We start from the raw sequence: 20,338 nt of genomic DNA, 5'->3' as shown, positions 1-20,338 counted from the left end.
CCTCCTCAGCTTCGTGCTGACCCCGCCGCTCGTCCTGCTCCGGCGCATCAAGGTGCCGCGCGTGCTCGCCGTCGCCATCGTGGTGGTGATGGCCTTCGCCATCATCGGAGGGCTTGGCTGGCTCATCTCACGCGAGGCGACCAATCTTGCGGCCGAGCTGCCGAGCTATCGCTACACGCTGTCGCAAAAGATCGACGCGTTTCGCGAGGGCACCTCGGAGTCGACGGTGCTGGAGAAGGCTGGCGACGTCCTCTCGGATCTCCAGGCCCAGCTCGACCAGCCCGCGCCTGACGCCGAGCCGGATTCGCCGGAAGTGGGCGAACTCGCCGAACGCCCGCAACGCGACCCAATCCCCGTCGAGATCAAGGAGCCGGCGCCGACCGGCCTCGCCCTCTACCGCTCCATCGCCGGAACCCTGCTACCGCCGCTCGTCACCGCCGGCATCGTGCTTCTGTTCGTGGTGTTCATCCTGCTTCAGCGAGAAGATCTGCGCGACCGCCTGATCAGGCTGTTCGGCGGCTCCGATCTTCAGCGCGCCACCTCGACCATGAGCGACGCGGCGACCAGGCTCTCGCGCTACTTCTTGAGCCAAGTTCTGATCAACGCGGCCTATGGCGTGTTTATCGGCCTGGCGCTCTGGGCCATCGGCATGCCGAGCCCCGTCGCCTGGGGCATCCTCGCCATGCTCATGCGCTTCGTGCCCTATGTCGGGTCGTATATCGCCGCCGCCGTGCCGGTGATCATCGCCGCCGCGATCGATCCCGGCTGGACCATGGTGCTCATGGTCGTGGGTCTGTTCGTCGTGGGCGAGCTGACCATGGGCCAGGTGATCGAGCCGCAAGTCTTCGGCCGTGGCACCGGCGTGACGCCCGTCGCTGTGATCGGCTGCACCATCTTCTGGACCTGGCTGTGGGGCCCGCTCGGCCTGCTCATCGCCACGCCCATCACCGTGTGCCTCGCCGTCCTCGGCCGCCACGTGGAGGGCCTGCGCTTCTTCGAAGTGCTGCTCAGCGACCGGCCCGCACTCTCACTGGAAGAGAGCTTCTATCAGCGCGCGCTGACCGGCGACGCGGCGGAGGCCACCTACCTGGCCGAGCTCCGCCTCAAGGATCAGAGCCTCGTGGCCTATCTCGGCCAGGTCGCGCTCGGCGGTCTGAAGCTCGCCCAGCAGGACGCCGAGCGCGGCGCGCTCGACCCGGAGCAGTGCGGGCGGATCGCCGCGACCGTCAACGAGATGCTGGAGAACCTCGCCGACTTCGATCCGCGCCGCTGGTTCTCGCGGCTGCGCCACATGACGGACAAGAACCATAACGAGGCGCACCCGGAAGGACTGGCCTCGCTCGAGGCACACGCCGAGGAGGAGGACCACGAGCTCGTCGTCGATCCGAGAGATATGGCCCCCGGCTGGGAGGTGGAGACGCCGGTGCTCGTCATCGGCGGGCGCTCGCTGCTCGACGAGGCCGCCGGCGCCATGCTCGCCGCCGTGGTGGCCAAGCGCGGCATCGGCGCGGAGGCGCTGCCCCCGGAAGACATCTCGCCCGGCCACATCACGGCGCTTTCCACCACCAGGGCGAAGCTTGTCTGTCTCTCATATCTGGGCATCGGCAGCGGCCCGGCGCAGATACGCTACCTAGTGCGGCGCTTAAGGCGCATCCTGCCCGAGGGCGTGGCTATCGTCGTGGCCTATTGGAGCCACGGCGCGGACGCGGAGCAGGTCGGCGCATTCCTGGAGAGCACCCGCGCCGACGCCTATGTCACGACGCTGCAGGAGGCGGTTGACGTGTGCGTCCAGGCCGCCACCGGCAAATTCGAGCCCGCATCGCATGAGCCTGAACCGGCGAGGGCCGGCGCCAAGCCCGCGTCTGGGGAGAAGGCCAAGAACACGCCCGCTGTCACCTCGCCGCCGAAGCGCCCGGCCCCCAAAGGTCGCAAGCCTCAGACGGCACCAGCTTAGGGTCCAAATGCGCCATGCGGCTATGCGCGCATGGACAGTATGCAACTCTCCGTTAAGGTCGCGGCCATGACCGAGACGCCCGCCGCCTCCGATTGGGCCACGGCCCGTGGCGAGAAGTGGCGCGATCAGCTTTCCGGCATGGAAGCGATGCTCGCGCCCGTGGACGAGCCGCTGATCGCGGCGCTCGGGCTCAATGCGCCGTGCCGCATCGCCGATATCGGCTGCGGCGGCGGCGGGACTACACTTGCGATATCACGCCGAGCATCTGCGGGAAGCGTCGTGCACGGCTACGACATCTCGGCCGCGCTGATCGAGACGGCGCGTGCCCGCATGCGTTCCGATGAACCCGCCATTGCCTTCACGCGTGCGGATGTCTCGACGGCGCCGGTGCCGGACGTGCCTTACGACCGGCTCGTCTCGCGCTTCGGCATCATGTTCTATGACGATCCGCCCGCGGCCTTCGCCAAGCTCACGCGCTGGCTCGCGCCCGGCGGCCGCTTCGCCTTCGCGGTCTGGGGCCCGGCAGCAGATAATCCATGGATGAGCAGCATCCGCGAGGTGGCGGCCGCGTTCATCGACGTGCCGTCGCCCGATCCCGACGCACCTGGCCCGTTCCGCTATGGCGGGGCGGACAAGCTGCTCGCCCTGCTCGACCGGGCGGGTTTCGGCGACCTCGAAGTGCGCGACTGGCACGGGGTGCTTCCGATCGGCGGTGGGCTGCCGCCGGTAGAGGCGGCGGACTTCGCGCTGGCGTCGTTTTCCGTCGGCGAGTTGCTCGCCGATGCTGGACCCGAAACATTCGAGTCCGTGCGCCAGGCCCTGACAGACCGCTTCTCCCAGCACCAACAGGGTGGGGTCGTACGTGTGGACGCGTTCGTCCACATCGTCACCGGCGCGCGGTCTCAGGCTCCTTGAAGCACAGCGCCATGAGGCCGCCGAGCGCGAGGGCGACGGCGAGGAACAGCAGCGCCGCCGAGAAGCTGCCCGTCGCTTCCCGCAAGATGCCGACGATATAGGCGCCGGCGAAGCCCGCGATATTGCCGATCGAGTTGACGAGCGCGAGGCCCGCGGCGGCGCCCGTTCCAGCGAGGAAGGCGGTCGGCAGCGACCAGAACGGTCCGAGGGTGGCGTAGAAGCCGACCGTGGCGACGGTCAGCGCGATCATGGTGGGGACGAGCGGCCCCGTGTAGGCGGAACACGCGAAGGCGGCAGACGCGACCAGGAGCGGCAGCGCGATGTGCCAGCGCCGCTCGCCGATACGGTCCGAGCGGCGTCCCCACAGCACCATGCAAACGGCGGCGAACACGTAGGGGATCGCGGTGATGAAACCGATGCTGAGGTCGTCGAGACCGTAGCTCTGGATGACTTGCGGCAACCAGAAGCCCATGCCGTACAGCCCGATCACGATGAGGAACCACAAAAGCCCGAGCGCCAGAACGCGCGGGCGCGTCATCGCCGCGCCGATCTCGCTATAGCCGATTTCCTTGGCGACGGCGTCTTCCGCCTCCATGCGCTCGGTCAGCGCCTGCCGCTCGTCCGGCGTGAGCCATTTCGCGTCGGCCGGCTTGTCGGTGAGCACCTTGAGCGCGAGCACGCCGAGCACGATGGCCGGCAGACCTTCGATGAGAAACAGCCAGTGCCATCCCGCTAATCCGAAAAAGCCGTGCATATTGAGGAGCGCGCCCGACACGGGCCCGCCGAACACGGTGGCGAGCGGTACCGAGGCCATGAACACGGCCACGATGCGCGCGCGCTCGGCCGCGGGGAACCAGTACGTCAGATAGAGAATAATGCCGGGGAAGAAGCCGGCCTCGGCGACGCCGAGCAGGAAACGCATCACGTAGAAGCTCGTCTCGCTCCACACAAGCGCCATGGCGCAGGCGACGAGCCCCCAGGATATCATGATGCGCGCGATCCAGATGCGCGCGCCGAAGCGATGCAGCGCGAGATTGCTCGGGACCTCGAAGGCGATGTAGCCGAGGAAGAAGATGCCGGCGCCGAAGCCGTACACGCTGGGCGAGAAGCCGAGGTCCTCGTTCATGTGCAGCGCGGCGAAGCCGACATTCACCCGGTCGAGGAAATTGACCGTGTAGGCGAGGCAGAGAAAAGGGATGAGCCGCCACGTCGCCTTGCGGATCGCCGCGGCCAAGTGGCCGTCTCTCGTCTGGTCTTGGTCCATCGGCCCCCCGGCTTGGCGTATGCTGGCGCGCGGCCGAGCAACTGATTCGGCCGACAACCTAGAGGAGGGCTCGAGACATGGCTATTTCGATGGATGAGGCCGCGGCGGCGCTTCGCGAGGCCATGCGCGAAACGGTGAAGCGATATTCGCTCTGGTATCTGATCCAGGGCGTGTTGCTCGTCGTGGCGGGCGTGCTGGCGCTGGTCTACCCGTTCATCGCGTCGGTCACCGTCGTCTTCCTACTTGCCTGGATCCTAATCGCCAGCGGCGTGCTGCAAGGCATCGGCCTGATCGGCGCGAGCAACGTGCCGCATTATTGGCTGCAGCTCATCTCGGCGGTGCTCGCCATCCTGATCGGCGTGATTCTGCTGAGCTCGCCCGATAGCGGGCTCCTGATCATGACGGTGCTGCTGATCGTCTATTTCATGGTGGAAGGCATCGCCAAGGTGATCTTCGCGCTCACCATCCGGCCCTTCCCCCATTGGGGCTGGGTGCTGGGCAGCGGCCTTGTCGGCATTCTGCTGGCGCTGATCCTGTGGGCGAACATGCCGCTCAGCTCCGACTGGGTGCTGGGGCTGATGCTCGGCATATTGCTCGTGTGCGAAGGTGCGGCGCTCACCTATCTGGCCTGGCAGGTACACACCGCGCCGGCGGTGAACGCTAGCTAGGGCGCGTTGGTCTCTTTGAGGAACCGGGTATAGATCCAGCCTTCCTCGGACGTGGCGGGGTTGCTCACTTGCACCCAGTTGCCGTCCCGTCCCGTGGAGCGGAATTTCGTGCCCTTCTGCACGACTTTCAGGACTTTGCCGTCGCCGGACGAATCGGCCCGGAGATTCACGGCGTTCGTGACCTCGACCCATTCGACGCCCGCGGCAAGCTCGCTGGCCGCGGCCACGAGCCGGCCGAGCGGGCCCGAGTCCTCAGCGTCTTGTTCTTGCGCCGCCCGGGGCTGTGCCAAGGGTGCGGGGGCCGCTTCCTCCGGCCCTGAAAGTGCCGCCTCGATGGCGCGCGCGCCGTCTCCGGTCCACGCCTGCTTGAGGGCTGCGAGCCCCGCCTCGCGATCGGCGACCCCGAGCGCCGCGGCCCGGGAATACCAAGCCTCCGCCGCTTGCCGGTCGGGCTTGATACCCTGGGCGCGGAGCGCCGAGACGAAGGCCGGGTCGTATGTGGCGCCGACCGCGAGCGCGGCCTCTCCGCTGCCTGCTTCCGCCGCGCGTTGATAATAGGCGCGGGCGCCGGCGAAATAGCCGACATCGATCATCTTCTGGCCGTGGGCCATGAGATCCGCGATACGGTCCTCCTCACCGGACCGTACGACGAGCCCGGCTGTGGGCGGGGGAGCCACATCAAGCCGGGTCGCCGTACGGGCCAGCACTGCGCCGTCGGCCGCAACGAGCTCGACCCGCAGGTCCGACGCGCCTGTTTCGTCTTGGGGCAGACGCAAGGTGAGGTCCGCGATCTCGTCCGCGCGCAGGTTCCATTCGCTGGTGCCGAAGGGGCGCCCTTTCGAGAAAGACGCGCCCTCGGGAAGATCGCGAATGGCGATTGCGCTGCGGGCGGGAAGAGCCTCGCCACCATCGATGGCGATAGCGAAGTCGATCGTCTCGCCGGCTTTCGCCAGGATCTCTTCCGGCGCGGTGAGCGCGATTTCCGGCTCTGAGATCAGCACCGGGATCGAAGGCGCGACCGCGGCCTGTTGGGCCTGCGCCGGCGCGGCGGCGCCTGCCTTCGGGCTCGCATCGGGTGGGAGCGTCCCGAACCACAGAAGACCGGCAAGGATCCCCGCCGGGGCGATAGCAACCGCCGTCAGCACGGCGACCACCCCTCGGGTCGGCGTGGAGAAAAGTCCCGGATCTTGCGGCGGCGTCACCAACGCCGCGTGCGCCGCGAGCGCTGGTATTGGCACCGGCCGGGTGGCGCGCAACGGCCCTGGGGCGAAGCGCTCCGCCATGGACGACACGGTGTGTTCGGGCTTTGTGGCGGATAGTTTTGCCCCGACGGGAAACTCCGCATCGAGCCGCTCCGCCAGAGTAATTGGCTTCGGCTGTTCCGGGACTTGAACCGATCTAAGAGCCGGCTGGACCATGGCACCCTCCTACACGCAATACCAAACGGGGGAAGCGGTCAGTTTTGTTGCGTCTTGCTCCATTCCAAAAAGGCGCGGAACAACTTGGTGCGTTCTTCGTCCGACCGAGGCGTTACGTCCGTGTCGGCTTGCGCCAAGAATGTCTCGAATTGCTCCCGCGCGCCCGCATCCGCGGCGACCGCCGTCTTGGCGCGATCGATCCAATTCTGCGCCAGGGGCGAACGCTTCCAGCCTTCCAGCGTCGCGGCGAAATTGACCTGCTGCCATTTCGGATGGCGTGGACTCACGAGGAACGCATCGAAATTGGAGAAGAAGCGTTCGACGAAGCGCTCGAGCTTTTTCGAGCGAACGCTGTCGTCGTCCCAGTTGAACGAAACCAGCACCGCGCACACGGCCACGGTGTCGATCCGCGTACCGTCCTCGATCAGCGCCGGGTAGTCCTCATCGGTCAGCGTTGCGGGGTAGGTCTCGTCCTCGAGCCCCTTGGCATAGGGTAAGCTAATGAGCTTCAACCCGCTGTCGGGTTCGACTTGGCTTAAGAGCGGCGCCGGCTTGCCGCCGATGACGATGGTGGCGTCGATTTCGCCGGACTTGAGCTTGGCGATCGCGTCGGCATCGTCGAGATGCACTTCGCTCACATGCACGCCGAGTGTCGCGAACACGTGTCGTGCGGTGATCTCGGTGCCGCTGCCCTCCGGCCCGAAATTGACGGCCTTGCCGTCCAGCGCCTGCACGTCTTCGATCCCGGCGCGCGCTAGCAGATGCATCTCTTCGTTGAACAGCTTGGCGACGTAGGCGATCTGACTGCGGAGCGGTCCGAGCTCGCCTGTCTTGGCGAAATGGCTGAGCACGGTTGCGTGCGTGATGCCCATGTCGACGCCGCGCATGAACAGGACGTCCTTTACCGTTTGCGCCGGCCCTTTGCCGATCATCGGCACGACGCGCAAGGCCGTGCCGTCATCGAGCACGGCGGCGATGTCCTGCACGATCTCCGTATCGCTGCCGTGTGCCGCGCCGGCCATGATGGTGACGGTGTTGTCGTTGATCTGCGCGCGGTACGTCTGGCGAACGCTCTCCGCCGATGGACGATCCGGCGCCTGCGTTTTGGCTTGCTCTGTGGCGCTGGCAGGCACCGCCGCGAAGAGCGGCAACAAGCACACTCCAATGACGAGGGCGAAACGCATCACTGGCCCCTCTATGAACTAGCGCCTCACCCCGAACGCGGGCCGGCCCGCTCGAAGCGCGGAACGGGACGACCCTGGTGCAGCCAATGTCTTCTTGCTTGCGGGAGAATTTCCCCGTCGTGCTGCGATCCCAGTGCGGCCCAATGGGAAGTGATAGATTCGCCGCTGTCAAGCAAAGAGGTTAACGAAACATAACAAAATCAATGTATTGCCGCATATGTGGCGACGAGGACTTGAAAAAGGCAAGATGAAGGCAAGTCATTAAGGGTGCTTTAACCAGAAATAATTGCCCGCCAACGGTAGTATTCCGTTACGTGATCTTTGCGCAGCAGTGACGCGCGGGCCGCAGGGAGCGGCGCGCCGCATCCCTAACGCCAGGACGATCGAATTGGTTTCCGGAAGGGGGACGTTTTAATCCGCGTCCATCTTGAGCGCGGCGATGAAGGCCTCTTGCGGGATGTCGACCTTGCCGAAGCTCCGCATCTTCTTTTTGCCCGCCTTCTGCTTCTCGAGCAGCTTGCGTTTGCGGGTGATATCGCCGCCATAGCATTTGGCGGTCACGTCCTTGCGGAGCGCACTGAGGGTCTCGCGCGCGATGACCTTGCCGCCGATGGCCGCCTGGATCGGGATCTTGAACATGTGCCGCGGGATCAGATCCTTCAGCTTCTCGACCATGGCCCGGCCGCGCGCTTCCGCCCGGGAGCGGTTCACGATCACCGATAGCGCATCGACAGGCTCGTCGTTCACGAGGATCGCCATCTTCACCAGATCGCCCTCCTCGTAGCCGGTGATGTGATAGTCGAACGAGGCATAGCCGCGGGACACCGACTTCAGCCGGTCGTAGAAATCGAACACCACTTCGTTCAGCGGCAGCGCGTAGACCAGCATGGCCCGGTTGCCCGCATAGGTGAGCGTCTTCTGCCGTCCCCGCCGGTCCTCGCATAATTTCAACACGGCACCGAGATGCTCGTCCGGCACGAGGATGCTGGCTTCGATCCACGGCTCGTCGATCTTGGCGATCTTCTGCGCTTCCGGCATGTCGGCCGGGTTGTGCAGCTCGATCATCGTGCCGTCGGTCAGATAGACGTGGTAGATGACCGACGGCGCCGTGGCGATGAGGTCGATATTGAACTCGCGCTCCAAGCGCTCACGAATGATCTCGAGATGCAGCAGGCCGAGAAAGCCGCAGCGGAAACCGAAGCCGAGCGCGGCCGAGGTCTCCATCTCGTACTCGAAGCTCGCATCGTTGAGCCGGAGCTTGCCGACCGCCTCGCGCAGGTCCTCGAAGTCGCCGGAGTCGACCGGGAACAGGCCGCAGAACACGACCGGCTGCGCCGGCTGGAATCCGGACAGAGCCTTTTCCGTTGGCCGCTTCTCATCGGTAATGGTGTCGCCCACGCGCGTGTCGGCCACTTGGCGGATGGAGGCGGTAAAGAAACCGATCTCCCCAGGACCGAGCCGGTCGCGCATCTCCTGCTTAGGGCGGAAGATGCCGACCCGGTCCACCTGATAGGAGCCGCCGGTCAGCATCAGGCGGATACGCTGACCTTTGCTGAGCGTGCCGTCTATGATGCGCACCAGCACGACGACTCCGAGATAGGCGTCGTACCATCTGTCCACGAGGAGCGCCTTCAACGGCGCGGCCGCTTCGCCCCGGGGCGGTGGCAGGCGCTGCACGATCGCCTCGAGCACGTCCTCCACGCCCTTGCCCGTTTTGGCCGAGATCTCGATCGCGTCATGGGCGTCGAGCCCGATCACTTCCTCGATCTGGGCGCGCACACGCTCGGGCTCCGAGGCGGGTAGGTCGATCTTGTTCAGGACAGGTACGACCTCGTGGTTGTTGTCGAGCGCCTGGTAGACATTGGCTAGGGTCTGCGCCTCCACTCCTTGAGTGGCGTCGACCACCAGCAGTGAGCCTTCGCACGCCGCCAACGAGCGGTTCACCTCATAGGCGAAGTCCACGTGTCCCGGCGTGTCGATCAGGTTCAGTTGGTAGAGCTGACCGTCCTTCGCCGTGTAGTCGAGGCGGACCGTCTGGGCCTTGATGGTGATGCCGCGCTCGCGCTCGATGTCCATGGAGTCGAGCACCTGCTCCTTCATCTCCCGGGCCGTGAGGCCGCCGCAGAGCTGGATCAGACGGTCCGCCAACGTCGACTTGCCGTGGTCGATATGGGCAACGATCGAAAAGTTGCGGATGTGGGAGAGAGGGGTCGGCGGACTCATGAGCGGCTACGTAGGGTAGCAACCGGCCACGGGTCAAGCTTGAGCATGCAACAATAAAGGCGAAACCATGGGAATGATTGCCGCAATTTTGCAGCTGTCGACGGCTAGAGGAGTCCTGGTAGGAAGGTGCCCCCACTCGACTGGAGATTTCAACATGTTCAAGAAGCTGCTTCTCGCCACGATCGCCGCAGGTCTCGTCACGGCCACGACGCTTCCGCTCCCGGCTCAGGCCGGCATGATGGCCGGCATGACCTGCAAGGATGCCGCGAAGGCGCAGTACCCGGACGATCGCAAGATGCGTCACGAGTACAAGAAGGCCTGCAAGGAAGCCTGGAAGGCGACCCAGTAGGCGGCTGAACTTCAATCAAAGTTGTTAGAAAGGGGGCTCTTGTGGGCCCCTTTCCCGTCTTTCGGGCCGATCCATTCGAAGAACGGATCATTTGACGGCCCGAGACGTTTTCCTTGGGCTGACGGGTGCGGCATAGCCCGTGCGTCGGCCCGAACAAAAACCAGGAGTAGAATATGACCAAGACAGTTCTTTTGGCCGCAGCGGCCACCATGATCCTTGCCGGCGCCACCATGACAGCGCCGGCGCCCTCCCAGGCCGGCATGATGGCCGGGATGAGCTGCAAGGACGCCGCGAAGGCAAAGTACCCGAACGACCGCAAGATGCGTCGCGAGTACAAGAAGGCCTGTAAAGAGTCGTGGAAGATGCATGGCGGCAAGACGGGCATGATGGGCAAGTTCAAGCTCCGCAAGGACCGCTAGCCTGCCGCCGAGCCTTCGCTCGATATGACTTTGAGAAGGGAGTCCCCCTCGGGCTCCCTTTCTCTTTGCCGCACGAGAATTGATTGAACCCCGCAGCCTTTGTCTGTAGTGGATTCACTCGCGGCCCGAAGGCGATTGACCGATGGCGTCAAAGCAAGGCCTTATCGCGCCGCCGAACATTGCGCCTATCCTCACAGGAGAGATCTCATGCTTAAGAAAGTGTTCCTCGCCGCAGCCACCTGCGTCGTCATCGCCGGCGCTACGGTCACCGCGCCGGTCACGGCCCAGGCCATGACGTGCGAAGACGCCGCGAAGATGAAGTATCCGGACAGCATCATCGACCGCGCCAAATACAAGCGGTCCTGCAAGAAGGCCTACAAGGCGTCCATGGGCAACGAAGGCCCGCTGGCCAAGCTCAAGATGAAGATGATGGACAAGAACTAGCCACCGCGCACGTCAAGTGAGTTTTCAGAAGGGGGCCTCGTCGGCCCCTTTCTTTTTGCCTCGAATGCAACAACCCAAAATCAACTGGATCGTAACGTGCTAGGCCTTATGGCTGGCGCGCGGCGACTCGCCGTGCACCCTCGACAGGAGAGACTTCATGCTGAAGAACGTATTTCTGGCCGCCGCCGCGTCCCTGATCCTCGCCGGTGGAATGACGGCCGCCGCGCCGGTTCCCGCCGAAGCCAAACCCCGCTGCGACGCCCGCGCGGACGCGATGTACCCGCACAACAAGAACGCACGCAAGGCCTACAAGAAGGGCTGCAAGTCCGACCACCGCGCCTGGAAGAAGCGCAACGACAAAGGCATCTGGATCGTTCTTTGATCCGGGTCGCCGCTTGAATGAAAGGGGCCTTGCGTCAGCGTAGGGCCCTTTTCCGTGTCAGCTGCTCTTCTCGCCCCAGATCTCGGCGAGGCGCTGGGCGCGACCGCAATTCCATTTATAGAACTTGTAACTCACCGGATTGAGGTTGTGGTAATCCTGGTGATAGTCCTCGGCCGCGTAGAAGGTGGTCGCCGGACGGATCTCGGTCGCCACTTCTTTCTTAAAGCGCTTGGCGATCTCCTGCTTCGTGGTCTCCGCCAGCTCCTTCTCTTCGTCGTCCGACACGAAGATGACAGTGCGATAGGCCGGACCTTTGTCGCAGAACTGCCCGGACGGGTCGAACGGGTCGATATTGTGCCAATAGTGCTCGAGCAGCTTGGCGTAGGTGACCTTTGACGGGTCGTAGGTCACCTTGAGCGCCTCGACATAGCCCTTGTGGCTGCCATAGGTCGGGTTTGGCGTCTTACCGCCCGCATAGCCTGAGACGGTCTCGGTGACGCCGTCGACATGATCGAAGACGTCCTCGACGCACCAGAAGCAGCCCCCGGCGAAGATCGCCGTCTTGGTTTCGGCCGCGTGGGTGCTGTAGGCACCGCCCGCGAGCACGGACGCGGCGAGAAAGGCCGCCATCAGGCCGGCGCAAATCCATCGCGCAATCATGGGATGCCTCCACATTGTTGTCTGCCTGCAACGATAAGGAGCGGGTCAGTGCGCGCATAGATGGTCTCGCGTGACCGTGATTGGAAGTGATGCATAGTGCGCCTTGCGCATAAGCGCTTGGGGCGCCTCGCTGATCTGGGCTATTGAGGGGGCCATGCAAACCACCCTGTCCTTGCCGCCAGAGGCCATGAAGCCCGCCTACGACGTGGTCGTAGTCGGCTCCGGCTATGGCGGCGGCGTGGCAGCCTCCAGGCTCTCCCGGGCCGGCCAGCGTGTCTGTGTCATCGAGCGCGGCCGCGAGGTGCCGACCGGGGCCTTCCCCGCGCGCCTGCCGGAGCTGCGCCGCGAGCTGCAATTGAACGGCGGGAAGATGCGCTCCGGCTCCCGCACCGGGCTCTACGATTTCCGGCTCGGCGCGGACATCCATGTGCTCGTCGGCTGCGGTCTCGGCGGCGGCTCGCTGATCAACGCCGGCGTGGCGCTGCGCCCCGACGCGCGCGTGTTCGCCGATCGCGCTTGGCCGGAAGCCATCAACCACGACGGTCTGCTCGATCTCGGTTTTGAGCGCGCGCGCGCCATGCTGCGTCCGGCGCGCTATAGCGACGCGCCGGCACTTTCCAAATACCGTTCGCTCGAGACGGCGAGCGCCGCCTTCGGCCAGTCTCCCGTCGCCGCGCCCGTGGTGGTGAGCTTTGAGCAGACGGTCAACCCCGCGGGCGTCACGCAAGCGGCCTGCACGCTTTGCGGCGATTGTTGCTCGGGCTGCAATGTCGGCGCCAAGAACACCGTGGCGATGACCTATCTCCCCGACGCCCACGCCCATGGCGCGGAGATGTTCACCGCGCTCACCGTCAGTCACGTGGAGAAGCTGAGCGGCGGCTGGCGTGTCCACTTCGCGCCGTCCGATGACAAGAACGGCGCCCCGCAATCCGTCGATGCGAAGTCCGTGGTGCTGGGGGCCGGTACGCTCGGCTCTACCGAGATTCTACTGCGCTCGCGTGAGCGCGGCTTGAAGCTTTCCGACAAGCTTGGAGAGCACTTCTCCGCCAACGGCGACATCATCGCCTTTGCCTTGGGCGGCCGCGAACGGGTGAACGCTGTCGGCGTCGGCGAGCCGGCGAAATTCACCGGCGATACGGTGGGTGCGTGCGTCGCCGGCCAGATCGAGCTGCCCGACGCGGGCGATCTCGACCGCAGCATGATCATCCAGGAAGGCGTGCTGCCGTCCGCCCTGGCCCCCCTCCTGCCGGTGTTCTTCCTATCGGGCGGACGGATCCTTGGCGCGGCGCAAAGCTTGATCAAGGGCGTGTACGAGGGGCCGCTCTCACACCTGCACACCTTCTTCGTCGTCTCCCATGACAATGCAGGGGGCCGCCTCACGCTGGCCAATGGCAGCCTCCAGGTGAACTGGCCCAATGTGGCGGACCAGCCCGTCTACACGCGGGTCGATGAGGCGCTGACCAAGGCGGCCGAAGCGGTCGGCGGGCGCTACATCAAGAGTCCGCTGGCCACGACGAACATGGGCACCAAGCCTGCCACGGCGCATCCGCTCGGCGGCTGCGGCATGGGCGAGGACGCGAGCTCAGGCGTGGTCGATCACAAATGCCAAGTTTTCGCCGGCCCAAGCGGCGGGGAGACCCATGCGGGGCTCTATGTCTGCGACGGGGCGGTGATCCCGCGCTCCATCGGCTGCAACCCGCTGCTCACCATCACGGCGCTGGCCGAGCGCGCCATGGTCCACCTTGCCCGCGACCGCCATCTGGGATTCGATACCGAGGCGATTCGCGCGCCTGCCGAACGGGCCATGAAACGTGCCATGACATGAGGATTGGCTGACCATGCCAAGCCGCCCGCTCAAGTCCTGTGCGATCAAGCCTCTGGGCGCCGCCGCGGCGGTCATTGGGCTCGTTGCCGGCGGCGGCGCTCTGGAGGGCGCGGTCCGTATCGTGCCCTGCGCAAGCACCGAATACACCGCCTCGATCGGCGACGCGGCGACGAAGGCTCAAGGGCCCGACCGGCTGACCCTCGTACTGGTGGGCGATACCGGCTTCAATCCCAAGGGCGAGCCGGTCAGGCCCGAAGGTTTCCAAAAAGACGGCAAGGCGGTGGGCTTCTCCGAGTCGCTGTCAGGCGTGGCGCGCGAGGTCGACGGCGACCTCGCCTTCGTCAATCTCGAGACGGTCGTCACCGACCGCAACGATCTCACCCCCGACAGCAAGGGGCAGACATCGCCCTACAACTTCAAGAGCCATCCCGCTGGGCTGAAGGTGCTCATCGATACCGGCTTCAACCTGTTCTCGCTCGCCAACAATCACGCGATGGACTACGGCGCGAACGGCGCGGAGGAGACGCTTTATCACATGGCCATTGCGGCGGCGGAGCGCGCCATCGCCTATGCCGGCATCGGCGCCAATTTCGAGGAAGCGACACGGCCCGGCTGTCTCGAGGCTGGCGACATGAAAATGGGATTTGCCGCCATCGGCATTATCACCGGCCAGCGCCCCGAGCATCGCGCCGGGCAGGACAAGCCGGGGCAAGCGGGCTACCGCAACGAGAAGGATTTCCAGTTGGTGGTGAACCGGCTCGCCGAGCTTCCGGCCGACTATCGCATCCTCTCCATTCACTACGGGCTTGAAGGCCGGGTGGTTCCGGACCAACGGCAATTGAGGGATTGGCGCGGCTATGCGGCCGGCGAGAGGGGCATCGACCTGATCGTGGGTCATCACCCGCACGTGGCTCAAGGCGTGGAGCGCGCAGGGGACTCGCTGATCTTCTACGGCCTCGGCAACTTCCTGCATCCCGGCACCGCCGAGATGAAGCGCTTCGGCATTTGCCGCGACTACGGGTTGATGGCGAAAGTGCATCTGGCGAAGCTCGAAGGCGATTGGAAGGTGGGCGCCATCGAGGCGATCCCGCTGACGGGGACGCACATGAAGCCCGAACGCTTCGCGCCTGAGCAGTCCATGCAGCGCATCTTCGCGCTGAACTATCTCGGCGCGCGGCTCGGCGACGGCGCCACTTCGCAAGGGGTGCGTTTCATGCCGCGCAAAGACGGCTCGGGGCTTTATTGCTCGCAAGGAGCCGAAAGTCTTGGCGGCAAGGTCGGCGCGCTGTGCGCAGGCTTCCGGCCGGCGCCTGCCATTCCCACGAAGCTCGCGCGGCACCTGCAATCGGCTTGCGCCGACAAGCCGTTCTATGGCGCTAGCCAGAAGAAGCGCCGCGAAACACCATCGTTTTTAGGATTTGGCCGGCGCTAGCGGGCTCTAGCCGCGCAATTCGCCGCCGGTGGCTTTCGTGACAGCCGCCACCACCTTCTCCGCGACGGCGTCGATCTCAGCTTCCGTCAGCGTCTTATCGCGCGGCTGAAGCGTCACCTCGATGGCGAGCGACTTCTTGCCTTGCGCCACGCCCTGTCCGGTGAACACGTCGAACACGTTCACCTCCGAGATCAGTGCCCGATCGGCACCGGACGCCGCGCGCACCACGTCGCCCGCGGCCACGCCGGCATCCACCAGGAAGGCGAAGTCGCGCCGCACCGCTTGAAGATCGGAGGCATCGAGCGCGGCCTTGGCGGTGCCCTTCCGCTTGGCCAACGGGAGGTTGTCCAGATAGAGCTCGAAGGCGGCCATGGGCGCTTCGGCATCGAGGGCGGCGAGCGTGTCGGGATGCAGTTCACCGAACACGCCGAGCGTCACCTTGGGCCCAAGCTTCAGCGCGCCGGAGCGGCCCGGGTGGAACCAGGCGGGCGCCTCGCGGGTCACTTGGATGTTGGCTTGGCTGAGCCCGAGGGCCGCAAGGGCTGCGATGGCGTCGGCCTTGACGGCCGCCCAACCGGCTTCCGGCGCTTCGCCAGACCAATGACGGCCAGAGCCCTCCAGCGACGCGTTGCCGAAGCGCACACCCGTGGCGGCGAGATATTGATCCTCCGGCGCAAGGCCGCGATAGGCCTGGCCGAGCTCGAACAGAGCGCCGTCCGAGAAATCCCGGTCACGGTTTCGCTTGGCGGCGGTGATGAGCCCGGGCAGCAGGCTCGGCCGCATCTGGGCGAGCTCCGTGGAGATCGGGTTGTCGAGGGTGAGCGCAGGCTGGCCTCCGCCGAATAGCTTCGCCTCTGCCACCGGCACGAACGACCAGGTCACCGCTTCGACCAGCCCGCGCGCGGCAAGCAGCCGGCGCACCAGCTTGACCCGCCCCTGGGTTTCGGTGAGCACGGGCGCAGCTACGCCTGCGAGCCGCTCAAGCGGCGTGGCGGGGATCTGGTCGACCCCGGTCAGGCGTACCACCTCCTCCACGAGGTCGACGGGCGCGGCGATGTCCGGGCGCCACGATGGCGGCACCGCCTTCAACACATTGGCCTCGCCATCGAGCTTGACGCCGAGCGCCTGGAATTTGCGGCGGATGTCGCGATGGGGCAGCGAGAGACCGCTTAAGCGGCCGATCAGCGTCATGTCGAACTTGAAGGGCGCGTTGGGCCTGGGCGTTCTGCCGGCGACGGTCACCGCGCTGGGCTCCCCCCCGCACAAGTCAAGCATAAGACGCGTGGCCAGCTCAAGTCCGGGGACAACGAACTCCGGATCGACGCCGCGCTCGAAGCGGAAGCGCGCGTCCGACTGGATGTTCAAGGTGCGCCCGGTGCGTGCGGTGCGCTTCGGATCGAAATAGGCCGACTCGATGAAGACGTTAGCGGTCTCGTCCGTGCAGCCGGTGTCCTCGCCGCCGATCACACCGCCGAGGCCCAGCACGCGGGCGTCGTCGGCGATGACGCACATTTCCTCGCCGACCGCGTAGGTCTTGTTGTCGAGCGCGAGGAATTTCTCGCCCGCCTTGCCGAGCCGCGCGCGGATCGCGCCTGAAAGCTTGTCCGCGTCATAGACGTGGAGCGGCCGGGCACGGTCGTAGGAGATGTAGTTGGTGATGTCGACCAGGGCGTTGATGGGGCGCAGGCCGATGGCTGTCAGGCGGCGCCGCAGCCATTCGGGGCTCGGCCCGTTCTTGACGCCGCGGACCAGACGACCGGCGAAAACGGGGCAGGCGTTCTTGGTCTCCTTGGCGAATTCGAGCTTGATAGGAACGGGATTGTCGAAGGTACCTCTGACCGGCTTGATCGTGTCCTTCTTCAGTTTGCCGAGACCTGCTGCGGCGAGGTCGCGCGCCACGCCGCGCACACCGAGGCAATCGGGCCGGTTCGGCGTGATCGCAATGTCGAACACCGCATCGTCGAGGCCGAGCGCCTTGGCCGCGGCGCTGCCGACTTTTGCCTTCGGGCTAAGCTCGATGATGCCGGTGTGCTCGTCGGACAGCTCGAGCTCTCTCTCGGAAACCATCATGCCGTTCGACTCGACGCCGCGGATCTTGGCCTTGGTCAGCGTGAAGTCGAGGCCGGGGACGTAGGTGCCGACCGGCGCGAACACGCCCTTCATCCCGGCGCGCGCATTCGGCGCTCCGCACACGACTTGCAGGCGCTCCTTGCCGGTATCGACCTCCAGGACCTGGAGCTTGTCGGCGTCAGGGTGCCTCTCGGCCTTCACCACCTCCGCCACGCGGAAGGCCCTTAGAGCGGCCGCGGGGTCGAACACCTGTTCGATCTCGAGCCCGATGCGGGTTAGCGTGTCGGCAATCTCCTCCACGGTGGCGTCCGTGTCGAGATGCTCCTTCAGCCATGAGAGGGTGAATTTCATGGCTAGCGGCTCAGCCCCGCGGCGAGCGTGGGAACGGCGAGCGGCGCGAAGCCGTAGTGCTTCAACCAGCGCAGGTCGCCCGAGAAGAACGCGCGCAAGTCCGGCATGCCGTATTTCAGCATGGCGATGCGGTCGATCCCCATGCCGAAGGCAAACCCCTGATACTTCTTGGGATCGAGGTCCACGGCATTCAACACGTTCGGATGCACCATGCCGCAGCCCAAAATTTCAAGCCATTTATCGCCTTCGCCGATCCGGATCTCGTCGCCGACCTTGGCGTAGCCGATATCGACCTCCATGGACGGTTCGGTGAAGGGGAAGTGGCTCGCGCGAAAGCGCATTTTCACTTCCGGCACTTCGAAGAACGCCTTGCAGAATTCCTCCAGCACCCATTTCAGGTGGCCGAGATGGGTCTCCTCGTCGATCACGAGACCTTCGACCTGATGGAACATCGGCGTGTGGGTCTGATCGGAGTCGCAGCGATAGACACGGCCGGGCGCGATGACACGCAAGGGCGGCTTGTCGGCGAGCATGGTGCGGATCTGCACCGGGCTCGTGTGGGTCCGCAGCACGGGCCGCGTACCGTCGGCGCCTTCGGCGAAATAGAACGTGTCGTGATCCTGCCGCGCCGGATGCTCGGGCGGAATGTTCAGCGCGGTGAAATTGTTGAAGTCGGTCTCGATGTCCGGGCCTTCCGCGATGCGGAAGCCCATATCGGCGAAGATCTCGGTGATCTCGTCGGTGACCTGGCTCACCGGGTGAATGCGGCCCTCGCTTAAGGGCCCCTCGCGCACCGGCAGCGTGACATCGGCGTGCTCATGGGCGAGCTTCGCCACGGTGGCGGCGCGGGAAAGATCGGTGTGCCGCGCTTCCAGCGCCTCGGCCACGGCGGTCTTCACCGTGTTTACGGCCTGGCCGAAGTCCCGGCGCTCTTCGGGCGGCATCGACCCGAGCCGCTGCATCAGGGCGGACACCCGGCCCTTCTTGCCGAGCGCTCCGACACGCACCTCTTCGAGCGCGCCGAGATCGGACGCGCGCGCGATCGCCTCAAGCAGTTCTGCTTTGAGGCTGTCGAGCTCTTGCGCGCTCATGATCTTGGCTCCTCGCCACAGATCGCGGGGCTCACGCCCGCGCGGTAGCGGAGGCAGCCTCGACCAGACCCTGGAAAGTTTGCGGCTCGTGCACGGCGATATCGGCCAGAACTTTCCGGTCGAGATCGATCCCGGCCTTCTTCAGGCCGTCGATCAGCTGACCATAGGTCGTGCCGTTGGCGCGCGCGGCGGCGTTGATGCGCTGGATCCACAGGCTGCGGAAGGTGCGCTTCTTCACCTTGCGGTCGCGATAGGCGTATTGGCCGGCCTTCTCCACCGCCTGCTTGGCGACGCGAATGGTATTTTTGCGGCGGCCGTAATAACCCTTGGCCTTGGTCAGCACTTTACGGTGCCGGGCATGGGCGGTAACGCCGCGTTTCACACGGGACATAGCAGTGCTCCTTAAGCTGGTCTCGCCCCAGGCCCTATCGGCCGTAAGGGAGGAAGTATTTCTTCACGACCTTGGCGTCTTCGTCGGCAAGGACCATGGTCCCCCGGGCATCCCGGATGAACTTGTTGGTCCGCTTGATCATGCCGTGCTGCTTACCCGCAGCGGCGCATTTCACCTTGCCGGTGGCCGTAATCTTGAATCGCTTCTTGGCACCGCTCTTCGTCTTGAGCTTGGGCATTTGGCTTCCTTTTGGGCCGGTGCTGGCTTGAAGCCTGCCCGGCGTTCTTGAAATTGCTGATGGAAAGCATGCGAGCCGCCACGGCATGCCCTGCCGGGCGGCTCCTTGAAGGGCGGGTTATAGAGGGATTTCGGCCTCTATGGCAAGCGTCTAGGCCCTAACGTGGGGCCAGAATCATGACCATCTGGCGCCCTTCCAGCCGCGGCTCCGATTCCACTTTGGCGATCGCCGAGGTGTCGACTTTCACCTTGTTGAGCAGCTGGACGCCGAGGTCCTGGTGGGCCATCTCGCGGCCCCGGAAGCGCAACGTCACCTTGACCTTGTCACCTTCCTCGAAGAACCGGTTCATCGAGCGCATCTTCACGTCGTAGTCGTGCGTGTCGATATTGGGCCGCATCTTGATCTCTTTGATCTCGACGGTGCGCTGCTTCTTGCGCGCCTCGGCGGCCTTCTTCTGCGCCTGATATTTGTATTTGCCGTAATCCAGGATCTTGCAGACCGGCGGCTCGGAGTTGGGTGAGATCTCGACCAGGTCGAGGCCCGCCTCCACGGCGCGCTCGCGTGCGTCTTCGATGTCGACCACGCCGACATTCTCGCCGGTGGCGTCAATGAGCTGGATTTTTGGAGTGTCGATGCCCTCGTTGATACGGGGGCCGCCCTTGTTCGGGGTAAGCTTCATGGGCCGTCTTACGATGTTTCAATCTCCTTAGTTACGATGCGCCCTCGCCGCGGCGAGGCACGGGGCGCGGAATAGCGAATTCCAAGATCAAACCTTCTATAGATGGCGATTAAACCTGACAAGTCGCGCCGTAAGGGCCAAGCCCCGATCCTCAACGCCCTGTGGCGTCTTCGGCCCTTGTGAGGCTGACTGCCATCGCCGCGTAAAGCGCCGCAAGTCCGGCCAACGCCGTCAGCCAGCTTTGCCACAGTCCCCAGGCGAAGGCGAGGATCATGACGAACGCAGCAATGTGGGCCAGCTCGTAGGCTTGGCTCGCGCGGGGCAACCGGCCGACGGAGACGATCACGGCCGCGCCCGCCACTATGAAGAGAACGGCGCCGA

General features: G+C 65.1%; 20 protein-coding genes. 9 read left to right on the top strand and 11 right to left on the bottom strand.

Features of this window, described 5'->3' with window-relative positions:
• Both ACSLE4_RS06065 and ACSLE4_RS06060 read left to right on the top strand, forming a co-directional pair.
• The coding region (locus ACSLE4_RS06065) for an AI-2E family transporter (RefSeq protein ID WP_435903583.1) at positions 1 to 1,954 on the top strand (1,954 nt) is incomplete at its 5' end.
• 39 nt (positions 1,955 to 1,993) lie between these two features.
• Positions 1,994 to 2,869: a class I SAM-dependent methyltransferase gene (locus ACSLE4_RS06060; protein ID WP_435903582.1), complete on the top strand. Its 876-nt coding sequence runs from the start codon at positions 1,994 to 1,996 to the stop codon at positions 2,867 to 2,869.
• Here the strand turns inward: ACSLE4_RS06060 and ACSLE4_RS06055 are convergent.
• Positions 2,841 to 4,133 (bottom strand): MFS transporter, encoded by a 1,293-nt coding sequence (locus ACSLE4_RS06055; RefSeq protein ID WP_435903581.1) that lies wholly within the window; start codon positions 4,131 to 4,133, stop codon positions 2,841 to 2,843. The genes ACSLE4_RS06060 and ACSLE4_RS06055 overlap by 29 nt on opposite strands.
• A gap of 77 nt (positions 4,134 to 4,210) precedes the next feature.
• Between ACSLE4_RS06055 and ACSLE4_RS06050 the strand changes: the two genes are divergently transcribed.
• On the top strand, positions 4,211 to 4,801 hold the full coding sequence (locus ACSLE4_RS06050; protein WP_435903580.1) for an HdeD family acid-resistance protein: 591 nt from the start codon (positions 4,211 to 4,213) through the stop codon (positions 4,799 to 4,801).
• Here the strand turns inward: ACSLE4_RS06050 and ACSLE4_RS06045 are convergent.
• The 3 genes from ACSLE4_RS06045 to lepA form a co-directional block, all read right to left on the bottom strand.
• Positions 4,798 to 6,219: an SH3 domain-containing protein gene (locus tag ACSLE4_RS06045; protein ID WP_435903579.1), complete on the bottom strand. Its 1,422-nt coding sequence runs from the start codon at positions 6,217 to 6,219 to the stop codon at positions 4,798 to 4,800. The genes ACSLE4_RS06050 and ACSLE4_RS06045 overlap by 4 nt on opposite strands.
• A gap of 38 nt (positions 6,220 to 6,257) precedes the next feature.
• Positions 6,258 to 7,403: a TAXI family TRAP transporter solute-binding subunit gene (locus ACSLE4_RS06040; RefSeq protein WP_435903578.1), complete on the bottom strand. Its 1,146-nt coding sequence runs from the start codon at positions 7,401 to 7,403 to the stop codon at positions 6,258 to 6,260.
• Positions 7,404 to 7,814: 411 nt separating this feature from the next.
• Positions 7,815 to 9,626, bottom strand: coding sequence for a translation elongation factor 4 (gene lepA, locus ACSLE4_RS06035; RefSeq protein WP_435903577.1), 1,812 nt, complete (start codon positions 9,624 to 9,626; stop codon positions 7,815 to 7,817).
• Positions 9,627 to 9,780: 154 nt separating this feature from the next.
• Here lepA and ACSLE4_RS06030 point away from each other — a divergent pair, with 154 nt between their 5' ends.
• The 4 genes from ACSLE4_RS06030 (at position 9,781) to ACSLE4_RS06015 (ending at position 11,220) form a co-directional block, all read left to right on the top strand.
• Positions 9,781 to 9,975, top strand: coding sequence for a hypothetical protein (locus ACSLE4_RS06030; RefSeq protein WP_435903576.1), 195 nt, complete (start codon positions 9,781 to 9,783; stop codon positions 9,973 to 9,975).
• 173 nt (positions 9,976 to 10,148) lie between these two features.
• Positions 10,149 to 10,394: a hypothetical protein gene (locus tag ACSLE4_RS06025; RefSeq protein ID WP_435903575.1), complete on the top strand. Its 246-nt coding sequence runs from the start codon at positions 10,149 to 10,151 to the stop codon at positions 10,392 to 10,394.
• A 207-nt stretch (positions 10,395 to 10,601) separates the two neighbouring features.
• Positions 10,602 to 10,838: a hypothetical protein gene (locus ACSLE4_RS06020; protein ID WP_435903574.1), complete on the top strand. Its 237-nt coding sequence runs from the start codon at positions 10,602 to 10,604 to the stop codon at positions 10,836 to 10,838.
• 157 nt (positions 10,839 to 10,995) lie between these two features.
• Positions 10,996 to 11,220, top strand: coding sequence for a hypothetical protein (locus tag ACSLE4_RS06015; protein WP_435903573.1), 225 nt, complete (start codon positions 10,996 to 10,998; stop codon positions 11,218 to 11,220).
• Positions 11,221 to 11,277: 57 nt separating this feature from the next.
• Here the strand turns inward: ACSLE4_RS06015 and msrA are convergent, their stop codons facing one another.
• Positions 11,278 to 11,880, bottom strand: a complete 603-nt coding sequence (gene msrA, locus ACSLE4_RS06010; protein WP_435903572.1) for a peptide-methionine (S)-S-oxide reductase MsrA — start codon at positions 11,878 to 11,880, stop codon at positions 11,278 to 11,280.
• 154 nt (positions 11,881 to 12,034) lie between these two features.
• Between msrA and ACSLE4_RS06005 the strand changes: the two genes are divergently transcribed.
• Together ACSLE4_RS06005 and ACSLE4_RS06000 are read left to right on the top strand one after the other, a co-directional pair.
• Positions 12,035 to 13,705: a GMC family oxidoreductase gene (locus tag ACSLE4_RS06005; RefSeq protein WP_435903571.1), complete on the top strand. Its 1,671-nt coding sequence runs from the start codon at positions 12,035 to 12,037 to the stop codon at positions 13,703 to 13,705.
• A 13-nt stretch (positions 13,706 to 13,718) separates the two neighbouring features.
• Complete coding sequence (locus ACSLE4_RS06000; RefSeq protein ID WP_435903570.1) at positions 13,719 to 15,137, top strand: CapA family protein; 1,419 nt, start codon at positions 13,719 to 13,721, stop codon at positions 15,135 to 15,137.
• Positions 15,138 to 15,143: 6 nt separating this feature from the next.
• Here the strand turns inward: ACSLE4_RS06000 and pheT are convergent, their stop codons facing one another.
• The 6 genes from pheT to ACSLE4_RS05970 form a co-directional block, all read right to left on the bottom strand.
• Positions 15,144 to 17,558 (bottom strand): phenylalanine--tRNA ligase subunit beta, encoded by a 2,415-nt coding sequence (pheT, locus tag ACSLE4_RS05995; RefSeq protein WP_435903569.1) that lies wholly within the window; start codon positions 17,556 to 17,558, stop codon positions 15,144 to 15,146.
• A 2-nt stretch (positions 17,559 to 17,560) separates the two neighbouring features.
• On the bottom strand, positions 17,561 to 18,649 hold the full coding sequence (gene pheS, locus ACSLE4_RS05990) for a phenylalanine--tRNA ligase subunit alpha (protein ID WP_435903568.1): 1,089 nt from the start codon (positions 18,647 to 18,649) through the stop codon (positions 17,561 to 17,563).
• A gap of 31 nt (positions 18,650 to 18,680) precedes the next feature.
• Positions 18,681 to 19,040, bottom strand: a complete 360-nt coding sequence (gene rplT, locus ACSLE4_RS05985) for a 50S ribosomal protein L20 (RefSeq protein WP_435903567.1) — start codon at positions 19,038 to 19,040, stop codon at positions 18,681 to 18,683.
• 34 nt (positions 19,041 to 19,074) lie between these two features.
• Complete coding sequence (gene rpmI, locus ACSLE4_RS05980) at positions 19,075 to 19,278, bottom strand: 50S ribosomal protein L35 (protein ID WP_435903566.1); 204 nt, start codon at positions 19,276 to 19,278, stop codon at positions 19,075 to 19,077.
• A 157-nt stretch (positions 19,279 to 19,435) separates the two neighbouring features.
• Positions 19,436 to 19,957, bottom strand: coding sequence for a translation initiation factor IF-3 (infC, locus tag ACSLE4_RS05975; RefSeq protein ID WP_435903565.1), 522 nt, complete (start codon positions 19,955 to 19,957; stop codon positions 19,436 to 19,438).
• A gap of 151 nt (positions 19,958 to 20,108) precedes the next feature.
• Positions 20,109 to 20,338: hypothetical protein (locus ACSLE4_RS05970; RefSeq protein ID WP_435903564.1), on the bottom strand; the 230-nt coding region annotated here is incomplete at its 5' end.

Source organism: Methyloceanibacter sp., from assembly GCF_051306395.1.
Taxonomy (GTDB): Bacteria; Pseudomonadota; Alphaproteobacteria; order Rhizobiales; family Methyloligellaceae; genus Methyloceanibacter.
Note: the sequence above shows the minus strand (reverse complement) of the source record. Positions and strands in the feature narration are given on the sequence as shown.